The 26,367-nt window shown below is 44.5% G+C and carries 17 protein-coding genes; 3 read left to right on the top strand and 14 right to left on the bottom strand.

The annotated features are described in order from the left end of the window. Window positions 1-273: 273 nt before the first annotated feature. The 8 genes from ACVBIL_RS18305 to ACVBIL_RS18340 form a co-directional block, all read right to left on the bottom strand. Entirely contained in the window at window positions 274-1,371 is a 1,098-nt protein-coding gene (locus tag ACVBIL_RS18305) for an HNH endonuclease (RefSeq protein ID WP_447168391.1), read from the bottom strand. Then, window positions 1,368-2,201: a class I SAM-dependent methyltransferase gene (locus ACVBIL_RS18310; protein WP_447168392.1), complete on the bottom strand. Its 834-nt coding sequence runs from the start codon at window positions 2,199-2,201 to the stop codon at window positions 1,368-1,370. Before ACVBIL_RS18310 ends, ACVBIL_RS18305 begins: the two co-directional genes overlap by 4 nt. Window positions 2,202-2,717: 516 nt before the next feature. Then, on the bottom strand, window positions 2,718-3,020 hold the full coding sequence (locus tag ACVBIL_RS18315; RefSeq protein ID WP_447168393.1) for a YkgJ family cysteine cluster protein: 303 nt from the start codon (window positions 3,018-3,020) through the stop codon (window positions 2,718-2,720). 339 nt (window positions 3,021-3,359) lie between these two features. Continuing rightward, the gene (gene prpF, locus ACVBIL_RS18320) at window positions 3,360-4,595 is read right to left on the bottom strand and encodes a 2-methylaconitate cis-trans isomerase PrpF (protein WP_447168394.1); all 1,236 of its coding nucleotides are present in this window, start codon (window positions 4,593-4,595) and stop codon (window positions 3,360-3,362) included. Window positions 4,596-5,142: 547 nt separating this feature from the next. After that, window positions 5,143-7,770, bottom strand: a complete 2,628-nt coding sequence (acnD, locus tag ACVBIL_RS18325) for a Fe/S-dependent 2-methylisocitrate dehydratase AcnD (RefSeq protein WP_447168406.1) — start codon at window positions 7,768-7,770, stop codon at window positions 5,143-5,145. A 247-nt stretch (window positions 7,771-8,017) separates the two neighbouring features. Beyond that, on the bottom strand, window positions 8,018-9,172 hold the full coding sequence (prpC, locus tag ACVBIL_RS18330; RefSeq protein ID WP_447168395.1) for a bifunctional 2-methylcitrate synthase/citrate synthase: 1,155 nt from the start codon (window positions 9,170-9,172) through the stop codon (window positions 8,018-8,020). Window positions 9,173-9,307: 135 nt separating this feature from the next. Beyond that, complete coding sequence (prpB, locus tag ACVBIL_RS18335) at window positions 9,308-10,186, bottom strand: methylisocitrate lyase (protein WP_447168396.1); 879 nt, start codon at window positions 10,184-10,186, stop codon at window positions 9,308-9,310. 229 nt (window positions 10,187-10,415) lie between these two features. Beyond that, the gene (locus ACVBIL_RS18340; protein ID WP_447168397.1) at window positions 10,416-11,078 is read right to left on the bottom strand and encodes a GntR family transcriptional regulator; all 663 of its coding nucleotides are present in this window, start codon (window positions 11,076-11,078) and stop codon (window positions 10,416-10,418) included. A gap of 332 nt (window positions 11,079-11,410) precedes the next feature. On the opposite strand from ACVBIL_RS18340, the gene yegS reads away from it, so the two are divergent. Then, window positions 11,411-12,355, top strand: coding sequence for a lipid kinase YegS (yegS, locus tag ACVBIL_RS18345; protein ID WP_447168398.1), 945 nt, complete (start codon window positions 11,411-11,413; stop codon window positions 12,353-12,355). A 96-nt stretch (window positions 12,356-12,451) separates the two neighbouring features. On the opposite strand, the gene ACVBIL_RS18350 is transcribed toward yegS, so the two are convergent. From ACVBIL_RS18350 to ACVBIL_RS18365, 4 genes are all read right to left on the bottom strand, one after another. After that, window positions 12,452-13,942, bottom strand: a complete 1,491-nt coding sequence (locus tag ACVBIL_RS18350) for an efflux transporter outer membrane subunit (protein ID WP_447168399.1) — start codon at window positions 13,940-13,942, stop codon at window positions 12,452-12,454. Between the two features lies 1 nt (window position 13,943). After that, window positions 13,944-17,018 carry an efflux RND transporter permease subunit gene (locus ACVBIL_RS18355; RefSeq protein WP_447168400.1) on the bottom strand — a complete coding sequence of 1,025 codons (3,075 nt, stop codon included), beginning with the start codon at window positions 17,016-17,018 and terminating at the stop codon, window positions 13,944-13,946. 8 nt (window positions 17,019-17,026) lie between these two features. Further along, window positions 17,027-18,130 (bottom strand): efflux RND transporter periplasmic adaptor subunit, encoded by a 1,104-nt coding sequence (locus ACVBIL_RS18360; RefSeq protein WP_447168401.1) that lies wholly within the window; start codon window positions 18,128-18,130, stop codon window positions 17,027-17,029. Window positions 18,131-18,220: 90 nt separating this feature from the next. Beyond that, window positions 18,221-19,111, bottom strand: coding sequence for a LysR family transcriptional regulator (locus ACVBIL_RS18365; protein WP_447161934.1), 891 nt, complete (start codon window positions 19,109-19,111; stop codon window positions 18,221-18,223). Window positions 19,112-19,491: 380 nt separating this feature from the next. On the opposite strand from ACVBIL_RS18365, the gene ACVBIL_RS18370 reads away from it, so the two are divergent. Together ACVBIL_RS18370 and ACVBIL_RS18375 are read left to right on the top strand one after the other, a co-directional pair. Next, entirely contained in the window at window positions 19,492-22,194 is a 2,703-nt protein-coding gene (locus tag ACVBIL_RS18370; RefSeq protein ID WP_447168402.1) for a bifunctional acetate--CoA ligase family protein/GNAT family N-acetyltransferase, read from the top strand. A gap of 135 nt (window positions 22,195-22,329) precedes the next feature. Continuing rightward, the gene (locus tag ACVBIL_RS18375) at window positions 22,330-23,196 is read left to right on the top strand and encodes a phosphotransferase (RefSeq protein WP_447168403.1); all 867 of its coding nucleotides are present in this window, start codon (window positions 22,330-22,332) and stop codon (window positions 23,194-23,196) included. Window positions 23,197-23,289: 93 nt separating this feature from the next. Here the strand turns inward: ACVBIL_RS18375 and ACVBIL_RS18380 are convergent, their stop codons facing one another. Continuing rightward, window positions 23,290-24,342, bottom strand: coding sequence for a GGDEF domain-containing protein (locus tag ACVBIL_RS18380; protein WP_447168404.1), 1,053 nt, complete (start codon window positions 24,340-24,342; stop codon window positions 23,290-23,292). Window positions 24,343-24,434: 92 nt separating this feature from the next. Next, window positions 24,435-26,054 (bottom strand): phosphoethanolamine transferase, encoded by a 1,620-nt coding sequence (locus ACVBIL_RS18385; protein ID WP_447168405.1) that lies wholly within the window; start codon window positions 26,052-26,054, stop codon window positions 24,435-24,437. Window positions 26,055-26,367 lie beyond the last annotated feature (313 nt).

The following is a 26,367-nucleotide window of genomic DNA, read 5'->3' on the forward strand; positions in this document are numbered from 1 at the left end:
AGGCCGTCGAAAACAGGGACGTTTTCGTTGAGCTCACAAGGACGTGCTCGCAGCGAGCCTCAGCAGTATCTGCACATGCGCCCGCTGCAGGCGATTAATAACTCTAAAGCGACGATTTCGAATTAGCAGCCCTGTAGCCACAGCTCAGACAAAAAATGTAATCAGTCTTCATTCGAAGGCTAGCTAACTTTGGGGCATTAACATGCTAAAGCTAACCGCTTCACGTAAATATCCCTATGTTCTTCGCCAACTTTCATCGACCTCTAAACCCAACTAAATCAGCTGGACCTTGTCATCATTAATCGCAGCTTCAAATTGCTTACCCGCGAGCCACAAAGATGAATCACTTTGCAGTGCTAACTGATATGCCCATGCGGCAATTGCCTCAGAGCGACCACTTTTACACACAAAGTAGTTGCTGAGTTCGGCTGTGATCAGTTTTTCATTTTGAATAATGTTTTGTTCATGCCAGCGATCTTTGTGCTCTTGCGCCGCGAGGTGATCTCGTTTGGCATTGTTGCAACTGCGATGCGCTAGCACAAAGTTATGCCCGAGATCGTTAGGGTAACGTGCCCACGGGATAAAATGATCGACCTCGGCCTTGTTATGTTCGCTCTCTTTTAGCGGCTTATTACAGTAGAAGCACTTTCCTTGCTGGATCTGTTCAAATACGGGTCTTGCACTAATAATCGAGCTGCGGTCGCTACCAAATAAAAACTCTGACAAGTTGCCTTTACCACCCAGTACCGCATAGTTTGCAGGAAAACCGCTGACCTTTTGTGTCCAGTGCGTTCTTGAAAGCGATACAACAAGGTCGTAAAAACGTCTAAAACAAAAGGCGATACCTGGTTTAAGAACAATATACTTTTGAGACTTATCGTGGCTGTAGTAAAAGCATTCCTCTTTACCCGCAAGAAGCTGTAAACGCCAAAGCGGCCCTTGTTTAAACGTATTGCGGGTTTTACTAACCAGTTTGTTCCAGCCAGCATTTTGTTTTAGCTGCCCAAGTGTGCGTATGCCTTGCTGGCGAAATTCTGCTAGATCTCTGACCAATGCAGATTGTTCGCCGGAATTTTGTAAAAGAATAAATGGGTTATTATCAACGCCGTGATAAGGCAGCGAGTGTTGCCAATATAGCTCGATGAACTTCACGACTAACTCATCGATGGTAATAACGCTGTCTAATGTATCGTGCAAGTTTGCTGTCACATCACTGTGTAGTGGTCGCTCTATACAGATATCAGCAAGTGCGTGTAGCAGTGCAAATTTGTATGTAGCGACAAAATCGCCTTCCACCAATAAACGCTGTAAATAGGTGATGAAATCAACTTGCAGTTGAGCATCCACTTGAGGTGCAAAATCTAATCTCATACATTTTCACCTAGCAAGGCGTTAGCGTTATCACTTAGTGGAACAACCTCGCCTGTTGGGGGCTCCTTGGTGATAGTCGACCTTTGTAAAACAACGGTTTCCCAATGCACCTCGGCTCGTCCTAACTTGTCTTGTTCTGCCGTAACACTATCGATTATTGTCAGCCCCACTTTAGCGCTCATTGTTGCAAGCTCTGCAATACTCACTTGATGCATCTCTCGCTCATCGCCGCTTGGGCCATGGCGTAGTGTGATTACGAGCTTGCCTGTAGGTTCTAGTAGTTGTGTTAATCGATTCAAGGATTGTAAGCGCTCTAATGCAGGAATGTGCATCCATACGGCGCTGAGTAGGATCAAGTTAAAACGCAGCCTTGTTGTAACTAGCGCATCAGTTTTAGCTAACGCATCCAATTTGGCTAGCGCGTTAAGCTCTGGTAATGAATCCTCTAACCAAGTGACGTTAAGGTTTTGGGTCACTCTTTTGCCAATTGCGGCGAGCTCTACTGCTGGCTCAATTGCATAAGCAGCGACGGTTTGATTTAGTGCCCCTTGCTCTGCTAGATATTTAACATCTCGTCCTGAGCCTGCGCCAATATCTAGCACATTAACTTGCACATTATCTCTCATATTCGTTAAGCGGGCTTTCTCACTTAATGATGCTAGTAACGGCGATTGATTGGACTTTACGTGAGACACAAAGATGTCAGCTAAGTGATGAAACCAACTAGCATGGACTTCTTTAAAGCTTTTAGAATCATACTGCGCAGCAAGTTTAGCCGCATGAGCGTTATAGAAGTTTGCTGTGATGTGTTGTTCGTGCGTTGAACTCACCAGTACATTCCTTTGTATTCACCGTTTAAGCAGGTTTTATTGAGCATTGATGACAGCTCGATTGCTTTAACTCAAAAAGATAGCTTTAAAAAAGATAAGTCGATTTACACCTATGATTATGTTGATTAAATTATCACATTAACATAGCTAAAAGAATAATTAGATCATGAATTTATATCGGTATTGCTTGATCTGGTTCAAGAAAGTAAAAAACCATTATGATGCAGAGCTAATTTGTAGAAAGCAGCTAACGTTTGCTCTATCAAACAAGATTAGTGAAATTAGATTATGACAACGGCCACTTGAATTTAAGCGATTGATAATATTTAAATTACCGATTGATACGACCAATCAACGAAAAGATAAACGAAAAGATAAACGAGAAGATAAACGAGAAGATAAACGAGAAGATAAACGAGAAGAAGTGTATTCATGAAAGACGTTAAGTGACGCCTTTAAATGAAGGCGCCTAAATGAACGCGGCTAAATGAAAACCTTTAGCCACATACTAAGAGATTAAAGCAGCTCTTTACGCTCACTGACGCACTCATAGGAGCCCATCTCAAACAAGCGACAGATCCATGGGCGATTTTCGTAGATGGTGCACATTAAGGTGTCTCTATCGACTGCTGAGCACCAACCGTCATCTAAGCGCAACATGGTCTCGGCGCCATATTCGTCGACGCTGATATGCCTTTCAGGCACCCCAGTATCGCTCACTATCATCACTTCTAATCGGCAACAACATGCTTGGCAGTTTGAGCAGGTCACTTCAGTGTTGATCACGGGTTCGGATATATCTTTTACGTCAATGTTCATAAACTGCAGTATTAAATTTAATGGCCGCTAGAATACGCTAAAACCGCAGGTTTCACGACTTATTTGCACAGTATGTTTGTCTGTATCAGACTATTTAACGCTATCTTAGCGCTATCAATAACACAAAATAGTTTTGTTTAGAGATGATTACCTTAAAAATGACTTTAGAAACGGTTTATTAGGTAACAGTTTATGCCGCATAAACAAAAACAGCACAGACTATAGTCATCAAACTTTAGCCTGTGCTGTTTATATTAGCGCCTTTCATATCAGAGTTGCTTACATTAGCGTTTTTGACACTTACGCTAGATTTAGCCGCTAGATTGGCGGCTTACATAATTAGAACGTATCGGCTGGCACTCGTACCCAACCTTCCATCAGTACCCGTGCACTGCGGCTCATTACGGCTTTATTGACCTGCCATTGACCATCAATCAAGCTCGCCTGAGCGCCCACTTTTAGGGTGCCTGAAGGATGCCCAAAAGTAACAAAGCCTGCACTAACCGGGCAACGCTTGCTCTCTCCCGCGGCAATACTCACGAGCGTACCCGGGATGGCTGCTGCAGTGCCAATCGCGACCGCTGCGGTGCCCATCATCGCATGGTGTAACTTACCCATAGACAGAGCGCGCACATTGAGATCAATTTCATTTTTATCAATTGCTTTTCCGCTCGATGAGGTGTAATCAATTGGCTCGCCCACTAGCGCAACTTTAGGCGTATGTTGGCGACTAATAGCTTCGTCTATGTGGTTAATCAGCCCCATCTGCACTGCGCCAAGCGCACGTATGGTTTCAAACATGGCTAAGACTTTTTCATCGCTATTTATCGCCTCTTGCAGCTCGGCGCCTGTATAGCCAAGTTCAGCTGCATTGATAAATACCGTCGGGATCCCCGCGTTGATCATGGTGGTTTGCAAAACACCACTTGGTACCACATTAGTTGGCACCATTAAGTTGTCGATTAGGTTGCCCGTTGGGAACATTGCGCCGTCGCCATCGGCGGGGTCGATAAACTCAACTTGAACCTCTGCAGCTGGGAACGTGACGCCATCAAGTTCAAAATCACCGGTTTCTTGCACTTTCCCATTGGTGATAGGGACATGAGCTATGATGGTTTTACCGATGTTTTTTTGCCAAATTCGCACGACGGCAATGCCATTTTCTGGTATTCGGCTTCTATCAACGAGCTCATTACTGATGGCAAATGACCCCACTGCAGCAGTTAAGTTACCGCAGTTACCACTCCAGTCGACAAAAGGACGGTCGATAGCAACTTGACCAAATAGGTAATCAACATCGTGATCTTCGCGCTCGCTCTTGGCAAGGATAACGGTTTTGCTGGTGCTAGACGTTGCCCCGCCCATGCCATCGGTTTGTTTACCGTAAGGATCGGGGCTGCCTATCACTCTAAGTAGCAATGCATCACGGGCAGCACCTGCTACCTGCGCCTCTTTAGGCAAGTCTGTTAAGTTAAAAAATACCCCTTTACTGGTACCGCCACGCATGTAGGTGGCAGCGACTTTAATTTGCGGGGCAAATGCTTTGCTTGGTTTTGATTCAGTTGATGTGGTCATGTGTTTTACCGTTTTAATGCTTGATAGCTCGTTATTTCACTAACAAACGAGTCCGAAATCAGCGATGACTCTTTTGAGACATGCTTTCATTCGGTCCCGCACTAACTAGCATGGCCAAAGTAGAAAGCGTTAAATTTAGTCGACGATATTGCTGAGTAGATGAGCTTCGGTGGCTTTTTTGGCTTCGATGCCACCGCAGAGCCTACAAGGATGTACTTGCGGCGTCTCATCTACATTGCAATATCGTTTCCTACCTCTGTAGCTAAACCATTGCTCCAACTTTTAATTAGCCGAAGACTTCTTACTCTCTATCCGCTGATGGCTCATGTTGAAGACTCTCTATTTATTTCGCTGAAGACTCTAAAAAATCTTGGGCGAAGCGCTGGAGTATGCCGCCCGCTTCATAGATAGAGACTTCATCTAGGCTACCGAGTCGAACCTTGTATGGTATCTCCACCATACAAGGCCTTTTTTTAACAGCAAGCTTAAAGAGAAAAGACTAAAGCTCTACTCTTTATTCGCTGATGGCTCTCCTGAAGACTCTTTACTAAGTTGAAGACTCTAAAAAATCTTGGGCGAAGCGCTGGAGTATGCCGCCCGCTTCATAGATTGACACCTCTTCTGCGGTATCGAGTCGACACTTAACCGGGATCTCAACCACTTCACCATTGCTGCGCGTCATGATCACCGTTAACAATGCGCCCGGCGTACGTTCACCGAGTACATCGTAGGTTTCTGTGCCATCAATCTGATACGTGTGACGATTAGCGCCATTGGTAAACTCAAGCGGCAATACGCCCATACCAACTAAGTTAGTGCGGTGAATACGCTCAAAGCCTTCGGCAACAATCACTTCAACACCAGCAAGACGCACACCTTTTGCAGCCCAGTCTCGACTAGAACCTTGACCGTAATCGGCACCAGCAATAATGATCAGCGGCTGCTTGCGCTGCATGTAGGTTTCAATTGCTTCCCACATGCGTGACTCAACACCTTCTGGCTCAATTCGTGCGTATGAGCCCTGCTTCACCTCAAGCTCGCCGTTACTCCCAAGTTTAGTCACCATTTCGTTAAAAAGCTTAGGGTTGGCAAAGGTCGCGCGCTGGGCGGTTAAATGATCGCCGCGATGAGTCGCATAGGAGTTAAAGTCGACTTCTGGTAGGCCCATCTTATGTAGGTATGCCCCAGCTGCACTGTCGAGCATAATTGCATTAGATGGCGACAGATGATCGGTGGTGATATTGTCACCCAGTACCGCAAGTGGTCGCATTCCCTTCATAGTGCGCTCGCCTGCAAGCGCGCCTTCCCAATAAGGTGGACGGCGAATGTAAGTACTTTGTGGTCGCCACTCGTACTGTGGGTTAACCTTCTGCTGGTTATCGTCGCCATAGTCGACTTTAAGGTCGAACATCGGCTCGTACACTTTACGGAACTGCTCTGGCTTAACGCTTTGAGCGATCACCGCATCAATCTCTTCATCTGATGGCCATAGATCGTTAAGTAAAATATCTTTGCCGTTATTGTCTTGGCCCAGCGCATCTTTTTCAATATCGAAACGAATGGTGCCAGCAATGGCGTAGGCAACCACTAATGGCGGCGATGCCAGAAAGGCTTGCTTAGCATAAGGATGGATTCGGCCGTCGAAGTTACGGTTACCACTGAGCACGGCTGTGGTGTACAAATCACGGTCGATAACTTCTTGCTGAATGACAGGATCAAGCGCGCCGCTCATACCGTTACAAGTAGTACAGGCAAAACCGACAATGCCGAAGCCTAGCGCTTCAAGCTCAGTCAACAAGTTGGCCTCTTCAAGATACAGCTGCACCGCTTTTGAGCCAGGTGCCAGTGATGTTTTTACCCATGGCTTACGGGTTAAGCCTTTGGCATTGGCGTTACGCGCAAGTAGAGCCGCTGCAATCACGTTACGTGGATTAGAGGTGTTGGTGCAACTTGTGATAGCCGCAATAATACAAGCGCCATCAGGCATTAGGCCTGCTTTGTCACCGCTCAAATCCTCAACTTCACCACTGATGCCTTTAGCGGCAAGTTCGCTTGTTGACACGCGGCGATGGGGATTTGATGGGCCTGCAATGTTACGGCCAACGCTTGATAGGTCAAAACGCAGCACGCGCTCGTACTCGGCCTCTTGCAAGCTGTCAGCCCAAAGCCCTGCCTGTTTTGCGTAGGTTTCAACTAGCTTAACTTGTTGGTCATCTCGACCTGTAAGCTTAAGGTAATCAATGGTTTTGTCATCGATATAGAACATGGCAGCGGTCGCGCCAAATTCAGGTGTCATATTTGAAATCGTTGCTCTGTCACCTAATGTGAGGTTGGCAGCGCCTTCGCCGAAAAACTCTAAGTAAGTCGATACGACTTTTTCACTGCGCAGGAACTCGGTAATCGCCAGTACGATATCGGTTGCCGTGATCCCCGGTTGGCGCTGGCCCATGAGCTCGACGCCAACAATGTCAGGCAGACGCATATAGGATGGACGACCTAGCATCACGCTCTCGGCCTCTAACCCGCCCACACCAATGGCGATAACGCCTAGTGCATCAACATGGGGCGTGTGGCTGTCAGTTCCGACTAAGGTATCTGGAAAGGCTACGCCGTCACGGGCTTGTACTACTGGCGACATCTTCTCAAGATTGATCTGATGCATGATGCCGTTACCCGGCTGAATGACATCAATATTTTTAAAGGCCGTTTTAGTCCAATTGATAAAGTGGAATCTGTCTTCGTTACGTCTGTCTTCAATGGCGCGGTTTTTCTCAAACGCATCTTTTTCAAAACCAGCGTGCTCTACAGCTAACGAGTGATCCACAATCAGCTGAGTCGGTACCACGGGGTTTACTTTGGCTGGGTCGCCGCCCTTTTCAGCAATGGCATCACGCAGACCTGCCAAATCCACCAGTGCGGTTTGACCAAGAATATCGTGGCACACCACGCGTGCAGGATACCAAGGAAAATCCAAATCGCGCTTACGATAGATAATTTGGCTTAAACAATCGTTGAGTGATTCAGGACTACAGCGGCGCACTAGGTTTTCGGCGTAAACACGAGAGCTGTAAGGTAGCTTGGCATAAGCGCCTGGACTAATGGCATTAACGGCGGCTTCAGTATCAAAATAGTCTAACTCTGTGCCGGGCAAGGGTTTACGGTATTGGGTGTTGATATCAGTCATGATGCATTCCAATTCAATTCGTACAGGTTCGAGGGCGCTTCGCTGCTAGGTTCTAGAGCGTTCGCAGGCTCACTGCTAGGACGCTTCGCGGCTAGAGCGGGCCTTGCCCTGCTATAAGAGCCCTGCTATACAATCAAAAGCTAAGATAAGTACTAGGTTTGAGGACGCTTCGCTTTTAGGTTCTAAGTTCTAGGTCCTAGGTCCTAAATTTTAAGTCCTAGGTCCTGAGTTCTAGCTTCTATCTTTCACCAATAGGGTTAACCGTACGTGGCTCGCTACCGGTATAGTCTGCGCTTGGGCGGATAATACGGTTGTTTGAGCGCTGCTCCATGACGTGCGCTGCCCAGCCAGTAAGGCGTGAACACACAAAGATAGGCGTAAACAACTTAGTTGGAATACCCATAAAATGGTAAGCCGATGCATGGAAAAAATCGGCGTTACAGAACAGCTTCTTGCTGTCCCACATAAACTCTTCACAGGCAACAGAGATATCGTAAAGCGATGTATCTCCAAACTCGTTGGCGAGCTTTTCTGACCAGGCTTTGATAATGACGTTACGGGGATCTGACGTGCGGTAAATCGCATGACCAAAGCCCATGATCTTTTCTTTGCGCTCAAGCATGCCAGCCATTTGAATTTTTGCATCTTGTGGCGAGCTAAACTTTTGGATCATATCCATCGCCGCTTCGTTTGCGCCGCCATGCAGTGGGCCGCGCAAGGTTCCGATAGCACCGGTAATACACGAGTACATATCTGACAGAGTTGATGCACACACGCGCGCAGTAAAGGTTGAAGCGTTAAACTCATGCTCAGCATACAGAATTAGCGATACATCCATTACGCGGCGATGTTGCTCTGAGGGCGCTTTGCCATTGAGCAGATGCAAAAAGTGGCCTGCTATTGTGGCTTCATCGGTAATGCAGTCAATTTCTACGCCTTCGTGAGAGTACTTATACCAGTAACACATGATGGCTGGAAACGCGGCTAACAAGCGGTTTGCGGCTTTGTTTTGCTCACTAAAGTCGTTTTCAGGCTCAAGATTACCTAAGAATGAACAGCCGGTACGCATTACATCCATTGGGTGAGCATCGGCCGGAATGCGTTGTAGCACCTCTTTTAATGCCTTTGGAAGATCGCGCTGAGCAAATAGCTCCGTTTTATAGTGATCAAGCTGGGTTTGATTAGGTAGCTCGCCGTTAAACAGCAAATAAGCCACTTCTTCAAACGAGGCATTGTCTGCTAAGTCTGATACGTCATAACCACAATAGGTTAAGCCAGAGCCTGACTTGCCCACGGTACAAAGTGCTGTATCTCCGGCACTTTGGCCACGTAGGCCTGCGCCGCTCAGCTTTTTATCAACTGCCTTTTTTGAAACCTCAGTTTTATCAACCATAACTGTCTTCCTTTTATTTGTTTACCCATCAGCCGTAGCTGCAGGTTATTTTTATATTTATTTTGCTGCGCTAATCCTTAACGCTAACTTGTAAGGTACTGATATTTATCTTCTTCATTAACGCTTTGCTTGCTATTACAGGTTTTTACCTTCGGCAAACAGGCTATCTAGCTTTTGCTCGTAATCGTGGTAGCCCAAGTAATCGTATAGATCCATGCGAGTTTGCATTGAATCAACCACCGCCTTTTGATCGCCATTTTCTAAAATGGAGCTGTAAACCATCTCAGCCGCTTTGTTCATTGCTCTAAAGGCGCTCAGTGGATAAAGCACCATAGCCGCGCCCCACTCGCCCAGCTGCTCTTTGTTCCATAACTCGGTTTGGCCAAACTCAGTAATGTTGGCAAGAATTGGCACATCTAGCGCGTCGCTAAACGCACGGTAATGTTCTTCCGTTTTCACAGCTTCGGCAAAAATACCGTCAGCCCCTGCAGCCACATAAGCTTTAGCACGGGCAATCGCCGCTTCTAAGCCTTCTTGAGCAAATGAGTCGGTACGGGCCATGATGAAAAAATCTGGATCGGTGCGAGCATCCACTGCCGCTTTAATGCGATCGACCATCTCTTGGGTCGAAACAATCTCTTTATTTGGACGGTGGCCGCAACGCTTTTGCGCCACTTGATCTTCCATGTGCACGGCTGCTGCGCCGGCTTTTTCCATATCACGAATGGTTTTAGCAATGTTAAACGCGCCGCCCCAACCTGTGTCGATATCGACTAGCAAAGGTAAGTCACAGGCTGAAGTAATGCGCTGCACATCTACAATCACGTCGTTTAGGGATGTCATGCCAAGATCCGGTAGACCGTAAGAGGCGTTTGCCACGCCGCCGCCAGAAAGATAGATAGCTTGGTGGCCGATCTTTTTCGCCATCATGGCCGAATAGGCGTTAATGGTGCCGACAATCTGGAGTGGCTTGTTAGCGGCTAGTGCCTCGCGAAACTTCTTACCTGCGCTCATGTGCTGTTCCTTTTATTTTACTCACGGTGCGTTAGCGTTAACTGCCACACGATAAACTTATGATGATGATTTGACTGTCAATTGGTTACGCTTTAATAACTGGCTATTACAGTGACTTATTGATTGCTTACTCTATTTATTTCTTACTCTATTTATTGCTTACTCTATTTTTTTCTTAACCCATATCGGGTTATTGATATAGGTTAAGCAATAGCTTTCAGAGTTAAACTTAAGACTTAACTAACTTATTTTCGATACTCGATTTTGAATACAAAATATGGCGACGCATCAGCATCTCTGCAAGCTCGGCGTCTCGGTTACAGATGGCTTGCACTATGTGTTTATGTTCATCAAAGGCGGTGGTAACACGTGGGCCTGTCATGCCTAGTTGCACGCGATACATGCGCACTAAATGATAAATACCATCGATCAGCATTGAGATTAGATGTTTGTTTTTACTGCCTAAGATAATGCGATAGTGAAAATCGACATCGCCGGCCTCTTGATAATAGCTACCTACAGACTGGACCTTTTCAAAGTGGCTATTAAGTAGCGACTGCAGATCGTCAATCTCTTGGTCGGTCATATTTAATGCCGCCAACCTTGCTGCCATCCCTTCAAGCGACTCTCTCACTTGATACAGCTCGATTAATCCCTCTGCAGTTAAGCTCACCACTCTGGCGCCCACATTGGCTCTGCGCTCAACTAAATGACTGGCCTCTAGACGATTAATCGCTTCGCGGATCACAGCTCTGCTGACGCTGTATTTTGTCGACAACTCGGTTTCACTCAACTTTGATCCCTGCACAATCTCGCCCTCTACAATCGCTTTTCGTAGCTGAAAGAAGGTTTTGTCTGCACTGGTAACGGGCTGTTCATTGAAAAATGTCATCGAAAATACAATATTAGCTTTTAATGGATTGTCGACAATCTAGCCAGATAGCAATAAATAGTCAACAGTAAACCAACAAATTGTCGACAAAGACAGAGTAAAGCCTAACAGCCAATCATTCTATGACTGGCTAAATATACGGCGAGAAATCGTTACAGAGTTACCTTAAAAACAAGTCGATTTTATACAGATTCTGTTGGCATTTTATCATCAGCCTTAGTAGGCAAAAAACTGACCAAACGTATAAAACTTATGCTGCACAACCTGTTAGGCATGCTGTACAGTGGTAGCAAATTGAGCACACTGCATTAGCCGCAAACAGGGAGCGAATAATGATAATGTTAATCCTTAATGGCAAAAAAGCCGGATTACCACAGATCAGAGAAACCGTTTTAGCGCTTCGCGCTCAAGGTCACAAAGTAGAAGTGCGCTGTACCTGGGAAGGCGGTGATGTTAAGCGATTTGTAAAAGAAGCCAGTAACCTCGGTATTACGCGCGTAATTGCGGGGGGCGGAGACGGAACCGTTAATGAAGTCGCTGAAGCAATTGTTCAACTTAGCCCTGCCGATCCTGCTTTAGAATTAGCGATTTTACCTTTAGGTACCGCTAATGATTTTGCAAGCGCCTGTTTAATCCCCACAGAGATAGAAAGTGCATTAGCTCTTGCCGTTAATGGCAATGCTGTTTCAATTGATATGGCGAAAGCAAATGAACGCCACTTTATCAATGTCGCATCAGCAGGTTTTGGCGCGAAAGTTACAGTTGATACGCCTGTTGAATTAAAAGACCTACTTGGTGGCCAGGCCTACTTTCTCTCTGGATTAGTGCAAGCACTTAACTTTACGCCTTATCAGGGACAAGTCTCTGCGACACTGGCAAACGGTGACAAAGTTGATCTCAATGGTGAGGGGTTACTCGGCGCCATTTGTAACGGCCGCTTAGCGGGGGGTGGACAAAATCTAGCACCTAACGCCTTACTCAATGACGGTCTGTTAGATGTGTTGTTAATTAAACATTTTCCTACATCTGCGCTTAAGCAAGTTGTCGATGAACTAAAACAACCGTTAGTTAATGCCAAGGATGTTGATGGGAAGCATGTTGATGACAAGTACGTTAATCGAATGCAAGTGACTGAAATAACCTTAACCTCAACACAGTCTTTGCCTGTAAACCTTGACGGCGAGCCGACTTCTTATTTGCTTCATCACATAAAAGTCTTACCGAAAGCGATAAAGCTTGTTTGTCCTGAAAATTGCCCCGTTTTGATTCAAGACTAACGCCTGAATGCCTGAATGCCTGAACGAATTAAAACAATAAAGCAGTGCCTAGCACTGCTTTTATTGCTTAAACCACGAGCCATTTACGGATTTTTGCTAATTAGGGCTGCCTGTCAGCAAGGTTTTATTTGTCACTTGCCAGTTACCCCCTAGCGCTTTATGCAGGCCAATGGTCATGTGCGCCGTTTGCAGTTTTGCGGCAACGACTCGATCTTTTAGCATATTTTGCTGCCGCTGAGCATCCAAAATAGACAAGTAATCACTGAGGCCGGCTTTGTACAATGACTTGGCTTTATTAACCGCATTAGTCGTTTCTTGTTCAGCCTCTATCACTAACTGCACATATTGTTGACTGTGACCATACCCTTGCAATAGCGTTTCAACCTCACCAAATGCGGCGATTACCGCGTACTGATAGCTCAATACACTGGCATCAAAACGTGCATTTTGCATGTCTACGATGGCGTCGCCGCGGCCACCATCAAATACATTCCAACTCACCCCCACAGCGCCAAGCCAGGCGACGGAGTCACTGCTAAATAAATCATCAAAATCTTTTGCCAGCACACCTGGCGAGCCCGTTAAAAACACTTTCGGGTATTGAGCTGCAATCGATGCTGCGCGCTCTTCGTTCAATGCTGCCATTTCGCGCTCTGCTATCTTAATATCAGGGCGACGATTTAACAGCTCAGCAGGCAAGCCTGTTGGGATAACCCCTTTAAAGTTGGGTAACGGCATAACCTTAGCGAACCTTTGCTGTGCTTGTTTGGGCGTTTCCCCTAATAAAATGGCTAAACGCTGCTTATGCACGTTCTCAGCTATCTCGAGTTGTGGTAGCACCGATTGCGTGGCTGCTAACATTGCCTTTGCCTGCGCTTCATCAAGCTTTGAGCCGTAGCCGCTCTTAACCATCAACTTAACCAAATCCAGAGTATGTTGTTGATCTGCTATGGTCTGCAACGCTATTTGCTGTCGTTCCTGTGCGCCTCGCATTTGCAAATAATTGTGGATCACATCTGATGTTATCAATGTGGTTAAGCCCTCACGCATAATCACCACCTGATCTTTACGAATAGCGGCTGCATTGGCTTGTCTGTCGATCCGGCCAAATAGATCAACCTCCCAGGCAATGGTTGCTCCCGCAAAAAAGGCACTGTTATTGTCATCAACTAGACCTAAAGATTCTCCCGTCATGGGATGAGTCGCGGTAATGGCACTGCCTAACAATGGGTCATTTTCACTGATTTGCGCATTGCCAAACCCAGCCCCTAAATTGACGGTTGGCACGTTAAAAGATTCTATCGCTTGTTGATAAGATTGCGCCATCTTGACCCGCTGCGCGGCAATTTTAAGCGGTATAGCTTGGTTTTGTGCGTCGATGACCAGTTGATTCAGTATTGGATCATTAAACTGCTGCCACCACGCACTATTTTCACTGCGTTGCTGCTTACCTGCGATGGTACCTTGAACACCTTGGTTTAAATATTCACTGTCTAAATGGCTGGTTGGTGCTTGATAGTCTGGGCCAACGGCGCAGCCTGACAGCATTAACGCTATCGCTATTGGTGCAAGAGGTAAAAGTTTCATATTATTTTTGCTCCAAAACAGCTTGAGTTAATGGCGTGGAAACGTGTTGGCAGTTAAGTTCACTGTTGCGATAAAACAAACAGTAAAACGCCGGCATAATAAACAACGACAGCACAGTTGCAGCAGCTAAGCCACCAATAATGGTTGCCGCCATTTGATCAAACAACCGGTCACTTAAGAGGGGGATCATGCCTAGCGCCGTGGTCAGGGCTCCCATTGAAATGGCCATAGTACGATTTAGCGTCGCCGCTTTTACCGCCTCTTTAAGAGGTTTATGAGCAGCGCGCTCAAGTTCAATTTGATCCATCAACACAATGCCATTCTTGATGATCATCCCTGCTAAAGTAATAGCACCAATAAGCGCCATAAAACCAAAGGGTTTATCAAGTAATAGTAAAGTCCAAGTTGCACCAATTGCCGCTAAAGGAAGCGTAATTAGAATAATGGCCGGCTGTTTAAAGCCGTTGAACATCGCCACCATGATCACCACCATCATCAAAAATGCTTTAGGCATTTGGCTTAACGTGTCAGAGATTGCACGATCTTCATCATAGTACTCACCACCCCATTCAAATGAATAGCCTGCAGGCAGTTCAATCGCCTCAATTTGAGCTTTGACTTGATTACGTGCCTGCGCTGGAGTGATATCAAATACATCGGCTTGGGCGGTAATGGTCGGTACTCGGTTGCGACGCCAAATCATGCTCTCTTCAAATTTAAGCTCAAACTCATCAACCACCTGTCCCAGTGGTACACTGTGAACACCTAACAGTGAACGTACTGGCAAGGTTTGTAGATGACTTAAGTCACTGTCTGCACTTCTAAAGCTAATTGGGATCAGTTGTTCGCCTTGATTGAGAATACCGATTGTCATACCGTCGGTAGCTCGTTTAATTGCCAACGATATATCCGTACGGTTTAAACCTGCTCGCCTTGCTTGTTCTTGATTAATGACAGGTTCAATCACTTTACTGAGCTGGCGCCAGTCATCACGCACATATTTAATATTAGGATTGTCGGCTAAAATCAGCTGCGCTTGATCCGATAGCTGATGTAACACTTGAGGATCTGGACCGGTAAATCTTGCTTCAATACTAAACTTATCTTTAGTGGCTAATTTTAACGCCCTAAATCTTGGTTCAGAATTAGGAAACTGCTTAGCAAGCCAGAGATCGCCACGTTTAGTGAACTCTGCAATAGCCTCATAATCTTCGACGTTAATCACAATTTGACCATAGCTTGGATCATATGGCTCAGGCTCAACCGTCACCGAGAATCGAGGTGCGCTCGCACCGACATAACTAGAGATGCTGCTAACTTCTGGTTGTTGAATTAACCAAGCTTCAATTTTTTTCATATCTGATGATGTTTGTTCTATCTTGCTGCCATTAGGTAGCCAGTAATCAAGAAACACCATAGGTCTGTCAGAGCTTGGAATAAAATTGATAGCAACATACGGCACGGCCATCGCGGTGATAAGTAACAACGGCATTACCATTGATATGGCTTTAACCGGATACTGAACAGTCCAAGCCACCGCACGCTGGTATCGGCTAGGTTTTGGCGCTGATTGATTATGTTTATGACTCGGGGTTATCCATAGCCAACATAGCAAGGGCGTGAGTGTTACCGCCACCAGCCATGAAAAAAGTAACGATGAACAGATAATCAAGAACACCGAACTTGCGAACTCCCCAGCGTCTGTTTGTGAGAACAACACAGGGCTTGACCCCATAATCGCAATCACAGTGGCAGCAAATAGCGGCTTTGATGTTTCTTTTACCGACTGAATGGCGGCTTTGGTGCGCTCAATGCCCTGATTAAGTTTCACCACAAATAGATCGGTGATAACAATTGCATTGTCCACCAGCATACCTAAGGCCAAAATGAAGGTGCCTAAAGACACCCGCTGCAAATCCACTCCGGCGAGATACATGTAGATAAGCGTTAATAAGATAGTAAACAGTAAACTACTGCCCACTATGGTTGCGCTTTTAAAGCCCATAAACACAAGTAGCACGGCAAATACAATCGCCACGCTTTCTAGCAAATTAATCACAAAGTCTTGTATCGATTTAGCCACTTCATCGGGTTGGAATGCGATGGTGCCAATTTCAATACCAAGTGGTAACTCTTGTTGGTAATTTTCAATCACTTGGGTCAGGCTTTCTCCCAAACTGACCACATTAATCCCTTCAACGGGGCTGACTGCTAATGTAATCGCTTCTTTACCATTAAAACGGCTTAGTGTGGTTACAGGGCTTTGGTAACCTAAGCTGACATCGGCAATATCTCCTAGGCGTAACAAACCTGTGCTGTACGGCCCGATACCGCCTTTAATGATGAGGTTTTTAATATCATCGACAGATTTAAATGCACTACTTTGATCGACACGAATACGCTCGTCATTAGCGGCAAAACTACCACTGTCAAACGTTAAGTTTTGAGTTGATAGTTGGTTAATCACTTGAATGGATGACAAACCATAATGGGCTAAGCGCTCTTCGGGTAAATAAATATACACCGCTTGATTTTGCACGCCGTGAAGTTCAATCTTTTTAATACCGTCTACGGTTTTTAAGCGTCGTTGTAGCTCTTTAGCGTACTGACGTAACGCTTCAGGTTGAGCCTTGTCACCATAGACACTAAATAACATGCCATACACTTCTGAAAATTCATCTTGAACAATGCTTATTTGTGCCGTTGCTGGTAGAGAGAGCTTCACATCAGTAATTTTGCGTCGCAGTAGATCCCATTCTTGGGGAAGATCTTTTGAGTCCGTTGATTCCTTAAGATCAATAAAAATCATTGAACTGCCCGGACGAGATAACGAGCGCAATTTCCACATCGAGCCCATCTCTTGCAGTTTCGTTTCGATTTTATCCGTTACCTGCAGTTCAATCTCTTTGGCAGACGCACCCGGATAGAGGGTAACCACTACAGCGCTTTTTACCGTAAATGATGGATCTTCTAGTTTGCCTAATTCAAAGTAAGACACCAAACCAACAATCACGCATAACACACTAAAGAACAGCACAAACACTCGCTGTTTTATGGCAAATTCAGCTAAATTCATCATGACTCCTAATAACTAAATGGCTTGATGATGGTGTTAGATATAAGCTGATCGGGCGCAATATAGTGCACTCCAGCAGTGATAATTTGGTCACCTCTTGTTAGCTCTCCAGTCAAACAAGCGCTATGACTTTGTAATGACGTAATATTCACAGGCATGAGTACGGCTCGGTGCGATTTAATGACATAGAGGTTGTTGTTTTTGCCGTCAACCACAATTGCGGCATAAGGAACACAAAAACTATTAAGCTGATGGTTAAAGGCCACATCAACTTGTACCGCTTTGCCTGGCAGTGCGGTTGTTGCGTGATTAAGCACAAATTCAACTTTGTAGGTTTGTTTTATGGGATCGGCTAATGTGTCTATTGCCCCAATTTTTGCCTTTATCACCTTATCACTACCATGCCAACGAACCTCTGCAAGGGTACTGTTATTGAGCTTTGCCATTAAATTCTCTGGAACATCAACCACCGCCTTCATTGCGCCTAGCTGATGTAACGAAAATAATGGGTTACCAGGCGCTGTTTGTTCAAAAGCTTGCTGACTCTTTGAGCCTATCACTCCGTCAAAGGGGGCCCTGAGCTCGGTATAACTTAAGGCATCTTTCGCTTTTTGCAGATTCTGGTTCACCACTTCGACCATTGCTAAGCTGCGCTTATATCCACTTTGCGCTCTATCTAAGTTCACTGCAGAAATGGCGTCATCTGCTATGGCTTGCTGTACACGCTTAAGCTCTGTGCTTGCAAGTTGGTGGGCCGCTTTTGCTTCTTCTAAGCGGGCGTTGAGTTCTGCCACATTGACTTGGTAGTCATGGGGCTCAAGTGTTGCGAGTAATTGCCCTTGCAACACACTATCGCCACTGTTAACTAAAATGGCTTCAATAGTGCCAGCAACTTTAAATGCTAGATACGCGGTTTGAGTCGCTTCTAGTACGCCTGAGAATTGTTTGACTTGGCTTAATTGTGACTCGTTAAGCTGCATAATTTGAACATGACGTTCAATTTTACTGGTGATAGTTGTGGTTTGAGCGGGTGCTTGGCTGCATCCGCTGAGCAAGCATAAGGCCAATGGTGTGATAGCAAATTTGCTAATTGTTTTAGTTGAGATCTGCATCTCTTTCTCCCAATAATGATATTGGGAGGAAGTGTAAGTGTTTAACTTATTAAGATAATCTAGCGATACCGCACTAGACTGTCATGAAAATCATGACAAAGATGCGCGTTCAGGAATTTCTTGTAATAAAAAATCAATCAATAATCGAGTCGGTAAACTAATGCCTTTTCGGTCTGGATAGATAAGCCATACGTCCTCTTTCTTTGACTCATATTCGGGCAAAATCCTAACCAAGTTTTGACTTTCTATAGCAGCAAGAGCAAACAAAGGAGGCATAAAACCAATCCCTTGACCGCCTACTATCGCCCGACGAACTAATCCCATATGATTAGCGCTTAAACGGCAATTAACCTTAATCGTCTCACTGATTAAATCCCAGTTATCATCTAATGTCCCATCTGGCCAGCGATAACAGATCGTTTGATGAGCAGACAATTGTGCTAACGTCGTCGGCGCGCCATGCTTGGCAATATATTCAGGGCTGGCATACATGCCTCGCCCTAAACTTAAGATTTTTCGGGCAATAAACCCTGAATCTTTTATTTTTCCGGCATGCAATACAAAGTCTAAACCTTGATTGTAAATATCGTTAACGTAGTTATTTGTAAAACGCAGATCCAGCTCAATATCCGGGTACAGGAGTTGAAATTTGGCCAATGCGGGCTGAAGTGCTTCATCACTCTCGGGTAAAAATCCGACTTTAACCTTGCCTACAGGTTTTTCATCGAGATCGAGCAATTTATTCTTAGCTTGTTCAAAGCCATCAAGTACACCTAACAGGTCGTGATAATACGTTTCACCATGCTGGGTCAAGCGTAATTGACGCGTCGTGCGGAAAAAAAGCTGCGCATTAAGAGACTTTTCTAGATCACCTATGCGGCGGCTGACATTAGCACGAGGCAGATCAAGTGCGGTTGCCGCTGCGGTAAAACTGCCTAACTTAACGACAATAGTGAACAGTTTTAGATCTTCTATACGCATTGAATAACCTCATGAATTTTCAATAAAATGGCAAAAGCCAGTCAAGCTATACGGCAAAACTGTAGCGGTTTTTCACTTCAGCTCATAATTTTGTGTCTACGCATGTGGCCTAGTCCACAAAATTGGTCGCGGTGATATTGGCATCAATAATATTGAGCATTGGCATGATCCACGATGTTAATACCAACCAGCAATAAAATATGATGGTTCACATAAAATCAAGCGCTGAGAGCAAGAGCATAGTTGCTTGCTAGCGTTATTAACTGGCAGGAATGACAAGGTAGTTTTAAGCCTTGTAGCGAATGAATTCGACCATTCTACTATGGTAAAACCTAATGGCTCATGTACACTCATAACATACTGACTTATAGGATAAGTTCATGAGCCAACGTACCCTTCACACCCTCTTCAAACCAAAATCAGTTGCCATTATTGGCGCCTCAAATAAACCCAAACGGGCCGGTAATGTCTTGATGAAGAACTTACTCTCTGGTGGTTTTTCGGGGCCTATTATGCCGGTATCGCCAAAATATGAAGCGGTGATGGGTGTATTAGCTTATCCCAACATCCAAGCCCTGCCACTTATTCCCGATCTAGCTATTATCTGCACCGCCGCGAATAGCGTACCCTCAATCATTGAAACCTTGGCCCAGTTTGGCTGTAAAGTTGCCATTGTGATGGCCTCTGGTATGGCTGATGAATTTAACGAACAGGGAGTTAGCCTATTAAGTCAGATGCAGCAATTTGCTGAACGTTACGGGATGCGCATCTTAGGCCCAAACAGTTTAGGCATGATTTTGCCCAATATTGGCTTAAACGCCAGCCTTGCACACACCGCTGCCCTGCCCGGCAAAATCGCATTTGTATCTCAGTCTGCCGCAATCTGTACCACAGTGCTCGATTGGGCAAATAATAAAAGCATTGGTTTTTCATCATTTATTTCCCTCGGTGATGCCAACGATATTAACTTTGATGAACTGTTAGATTATTTAGGCCGCGACTCTAAAACCGATGCCATTTTGCTCTATATCGACTCGGTTAATGAAAAACGTCACTTTTTATCTGCGGCGCGCGCAGCATCGCGTAATAAGCCAATAATAGTGATTAAGTCTGGGCGAAGCATTGAAGGGACAAGTGCAGCACAACTGCATACTGGTGGTCTCTCGGGCAGTGATGCCGTATATGAAGCCGCTTTTAGGCGTGCGGGTATGCTGAGAGTTAACGATCTTATTGAATTGTTTGCGGCAGTTGAAACGCTTGCTCATTCAAGACCTTTGCAGGGTGAGCGACTTGGGATCATCAGTAATGGCGGCGGCCCTGCAGTACTTGCACTTGATGAGCTTATTTTGGGCGGTGGCAAACTAACACCACTATCCGACGATATTTTTCAGCGCCTCAATACCCTATTGCCTAAGAGTTGGTCTGGGCAAAATCCGGTTGATATTGGCGGCGACTCTGACGCTGTGCGTTATGCAAAATCGCTTGAGATCTTAATGGATAGTGATGATCTCGATGCGATTTTAATTTTGCACTCACCGTCTGCATTAGGTGAAAGCGTTGAGATAGCCGAGGCGATTGCTAAAACGATTGCCGAGCACCCGAATCGTCACCGGATTAACATTTTAACCAACTGGAGCGGAGAAGATTCGGCCTATGAAGCCCGTAAACACTTCTCTAAGTCTAGGATCCCCACTTACCGCACACCAGAGGGCGCAGTGAGTGCCTTTATGCATATGGTTGAATATCGCCGCAACCAAAAGCTATTACAGGAAGTGCCGCAATCTATTCCTAATAATATTCCCGCGGACTCTGCATTTGCTCGGGACAAATTGCAGCAAGCATTAAGCCAGGGAAAAACAATACTTGAGACCCATGAGTCGAGCGCTATTTTAAACGCCTATGGGCTTAACACTATCGATACTTGGTTTGCCAGTACAGCAGAGCAAGCGGTTAAATATGCTCAGCAAGCAGGTTATCCCATCGCACTAAAACTACAGTCTCCTGATATTCACCATAAATCTGACGTGCACGGCGTAATGCTAAATTTAACGTCCGATCTTGAGGTTGAGCAGGCAGCAAAGGCGATGATAGAGCGTGTAATCTCGCTAAATCCCGACGCTAAAATTGAAGGGCTAATCGTACAGAAGATGGCGCTAACGGCTGGCGCGCAAGAGATCCGAGTCGCGGTTGTGAATGATCCTGTGTTTGGGCCAGCTATTTTACTTGGTGAAGGCGGTTCTGAGTGGAAACCAACAAAAGATGCTGTCGTTGCCCTACCGCCACTCAATATGACATTGGCCCGCTATATGGTGATCCAAGCGCTTAAAACACAAAAGCTGCGCGATAGGCACTTGCCATTGGGTTTAAACATGCACGCGCTGTGTGTGTTACTGACACAGATATCTCACCTCATCATTGACTGCCCAGAAATCGCTACCTTAGATCTAAACCCAGTATTATGCGCAGGGGAACAGATCACTTTGTTAGACGTCAATATTGGACTACAGCAAGAGCCTGTTGATAATGCCTCTAGGCTGGCTATCTCACCTTATCCGAAAGAACTTGAACAGTTCGCTACCCTTAAAAACGGCAATAAGGTGATGTTAAGGCCCATTTTGCCTGAAGATGAACCTAAACATTTGGCCTTTGATAATTCGCTATCGGATGAAGATAGGTATAAGCGCTATTTTGGTGTGCGCTCTAAAATGACTCATGAAGAGATGGCGGTATTAACTCAGATTGATTACGCCCGAGAAATGGCATTTATCGCGACTGCAATTGATGAGAATGGTGAAGAAACCACTTTAGGTGCGATTCGAGCCTCTATCGATCCTGATAATACCGAAGCTGAATTTGCCATGGCGGTGCGCAGTAATTATCAAGGACAAGGCCTAGGAAAGCTGCTACTTGAAAAACTAATCAAGTATTACAAAGATAACGACACCTTAGTGCTGACTGGCTTTACCATGTTTGAAAATAGAAATATGGCGAGTCTGGCTAAGGGGCTTGGGTTTACCGTGACTTTTGATATGGAAGACAGGTTGATACACATGCATATGGACTTAAAGCCGCCACAAGGTTAATAGATTCTGGTAAGTGTCAGCTCTACAACAAAGTGTAATAAGGAACCAATGATAGCAAGTATAGATTGGGACTCTCCAGATTGGTTAGATTCCGTCCAAATATGGACAAATAGGAACCTCATATAACATGGATTAGTGCCAAGGGGCAAGCTAGAACAGGTTTCAGGCTGGTGTTTAGGGCAAATCCTAAAACAAGATACAGATAAAGGTTACTACTTCTTTAAGGCCACGGCATTTCTACCTTTATTCTCAAACGAATCGATGCTTTGTTTAACGTTATCAGAATTGATGCCCCATTATGTGCCTGACACTTTATGCTCTTTAACCGAAAAGCAATGGATGATATCTAAAGACTTTGGCGGTGGGCTAGCTGAAGGCGCCGACATTTCAAGTTGGATAAATGCCTTTCGTCAGTTCTCTAAGTTGCAAATAGAGTCTACTCAGTATGTAAATGTTCTAATCGACAATGGTTGTTTGCAAAGAAAAATCACTGATATTCCAAGGCAATTAAGTCAGCTATTAAATGACCCTGACATTACCGCTAACCTGCCTAAAAAATTAACATCACATAAAGAAGACATCGTTTTAAACGTAAGACGCCACGTAGAGGAATTAGTGCTCTTTAATATCCCCGATACGTTAGTTCACGGAGACTTACATATTGAAAATATCGCTCAACATAAAGACGAGTTTATCTTTTTTGATTGGAGCGATGCCTGTATTAGCCATCCATTTATCGATGGCACCTATGTTTTTAGAATGCCTGATAATGAGGATAAGAAAAATATAATTGAAGCTTACTTAGCACCATGGTTATACCTAGCTGATATTGAAACTCTTAAGTCTGCATGGAATAAAGCTGAATTAGTCTGCTACGCACACCAAGCAATTTCTTACGCCTCCATGAAAAAGACACTTCCAAAAGAGCAAATGCAGGACTTGGAACAAGCATATTTGAATGCCTTTAATCGATTAATTGATACTAGCGGTAGTAACTCCTAGCACTAGCATATACACCCCAACAACAAAAAGGCCGTTACATTTATCTTAACGGCCTTTCTCATTTAACTGTCTTGTGCTGGAACGTATTGACCACTAAATAGGTGTTTCTTTCACTCTTTCGCCGATAACACAGTTTCGACCCGCTGATTTAGCACGGTATAAGGCTTCATCTGCCCGAATAAAGTAACTGTCTTTATCATCTTCAGCTTTTAGTGATGCAACGCCAACCGACACGGTAATATTGCCCAGCGGTAACTTTTTATCTTTGCCGATAGTCAGATTTCGCTCGGCGATCTTTTTTCTGATATTTTCAGCGACGATACTCGCGTCTTCAAGTGTCGTGTTAGGCAACAAGATGACAAACTCTTCACCGCCATATCGAGCAACAAAATCACTGCCTTTAATGCTATTTTTAAGTGCTTGAGCAACGTAAGCCAATACTTTGTCACCTATTAAATGGCCATGTGCATCGTTAAATCTTTTGAAGTAGTCGATATCAACCACCAATAGGCTACTTTCAAACTGCGTATGATTGAAACTATCTATGTGGCTGATCACTTCTTTATCAAAAGCACGGCGGTTGTTCAAAGCGGTTAGCTGATCGGTCATCACCTCGGAGCGAAGTTCCACCATCTCTATCTTAAGGGCAACGACCTCATCATTCATGCTCGTTAGACTTTTGTCCATTTCAGCATTAGCAGTCATAATGTCATCCAGCTCACGACTTAATCCATCAACTAACTTTTGCATGGCGATAGGATCGGGCTGCTGCTTCATTGCATTATCAAAATCATTTAGAGAAACACTGAACTGTGACGTCCCTTTACTCATACTGGCAATTTTGCTCAATAAACTATTTATCAGTACTTGAGTTTCAATTTGAACGTTCTCAATCACTTCTGGTGAATTAATTAAGATATACTTTTTATAAAGACTACTGCTGACATCGGGGGTGAAGCTAACATTGGTGCTCAACAGCCCGTCAATCGCACGCTTTAAATCAAGATTAATGCCTTTATAGTATTCATACCATACCGCGTAATTGTCCGGAGTGACTGGAACCTTGAGTTCAGACATCTTAGGCACTGCATGACGTAAAATCTTAGCCGATAGTTCTGTTTCTGATATATGCTGCGCCATATCCATTGTATAAGTCACTCCATCTTGATAACTTTACTTATCAATACTTTAAACAAAAAAAAGGATATTGCCATCCCCTTTTTTCAATAATTTTTATTTTATTTTCTACAACTTGAAAAGATATCAGCTTTAGGCCGATAGACCTCGCTGCTTACATTCATCAAGCCAAGCAAGCTATCGAATAAATTATCGTGAGAAAAACCGCCCTTGCTAGCTTCGTGCGCTAAGCAAGCAAGGTCTAAGTGATTTTGTTTTGCAAAACCTGCTGAGAACCAGCCCAGGAAAGGCACTTTGGTTTGCTCTTCAGGCGCAAACGAGAAAGGTGTACCGTGAAGATACATGCCTTTTTCGCCTAATGACTCGCCATGATCTGATATATAGAGCATTGCGGTATCAAATTCAGTACTTGACGCTTTTAACTTATTGACGACCTCAGAGAGGATAAAGTCAGTATATAAAATAGTATTGTCATAAGTGTTAACCAGCTCTTCGTGACTACAGTTTTGAATATCACTGCGTTGACAATCAGGTACAAAATGACGGTGTTTTTCTGGATAACGTAGATAATACGTTGGTCCGTGAGAGCCAATAATGTGTAACACTAATAATGTGTCTTCATCTTTAATAGTGTTAAGCCGCTGACTTAACTCATTAAGCAAAACTTGATCGTAACAATACTCGCCATTACAAAGTTTGGGGTCGCTATCATGATCGATAACGACGTGTTCGATATTCTGGCAAACACCTTTACAGCCGCTGTCATTATCGAGCCACTCTAGTTGGATCCCCGCATGGTTTAATACATCAATCACGCTGTCTTGGGCTTTCTCACGGCGCGAATTGTAACTATCGCGATCCATCCTAGAAAACATGCAAGGTAAAGACACCGCAGTAGCTGTACCGCATGAATGCGTGTCTTTAAACACCACGACACCTTGATCTTTAGTGTGAGCATTAGTCGGCTTGTCATAACCATAATAAGCGTAATTTGCCGCTCTAGCCGTTTCACCTACGACTAACACGACTAAATTTGGCTTGGGTTTGTCTGTGGTATTTTTAGCATCCAAACCAATCTGCTTGTACACAAGCGGCTCTTGCAAGTAGTTAACTTTTATATACTTAATGGTTGAGCCAATAAAATAGGTTGGAATAATATAACGCTTCATAATGTCGTTATTTCGGCCAAATGCGACATAGTTTTGATAATAAAACATCGCAATGACCACTATGCCCGCCAGCATAGACAGCATGAATAATGCTTTGTGCAGCAATTCTTTGGTTATCGGCTTGTACTGAATATTGGCTTTATAGATAAACAGTGACGGGATGACTCCTGTCACTACAAAATTAATCACTGAGGCCCAATTGAGGTAGGTGGCAGCTTCTGACTGATTAGTTTGAACTGTATTTTCAATCATGCCGTAGTCAAACACGACGCCATATTGAAATGCCGCAAAAAATACACTCGATGACATCAACGTCAGGATAATAAAAAACGGCTTTGCCAGGTACTTAATACTAAAGAGGCTAAATAAAAAAGACAAAGCAAAAAACAGAAACAAAGGCATGCTGGCAATAAATGCCATATTAACATCAGCCTGTTTATCAATACCCTGCTTGATGATTTGAAAAAGAGGAATATTAAACACGCATACATAGTAAATCGAAAGTATGACAGTGAATTGAATACTATTTAAATTTTTAAAACGTGTTAACACCTAATTTACTCACTTAACTTTATGATTGTTTGTGGCTTTCCTTGCCTAGATCTCCTTGCCTGGAGCCTGTTGTCGACAGATATCCTCTATACTAGCAGCTGAGCCATATCACTCAAAGCGTATAAGATAAATGTATGATACATTTCCGTAAAAAACTTATCATTTGTAACAACAAAAGAAACTAATGACTAGTAGACAGGTTTTGATTGGGTAAGTTCGACTGGGGAGCAAGCTTATTTATACCCAAGCCACCTGAAGATGCAGGGTTCAGTGGGAATTTAATGCGCTTTAAGCAAGGCGTTGATTGCAGTTA

Source organism: Shewanella sp. 125m-7 (genome assembly GCF_052977045.1).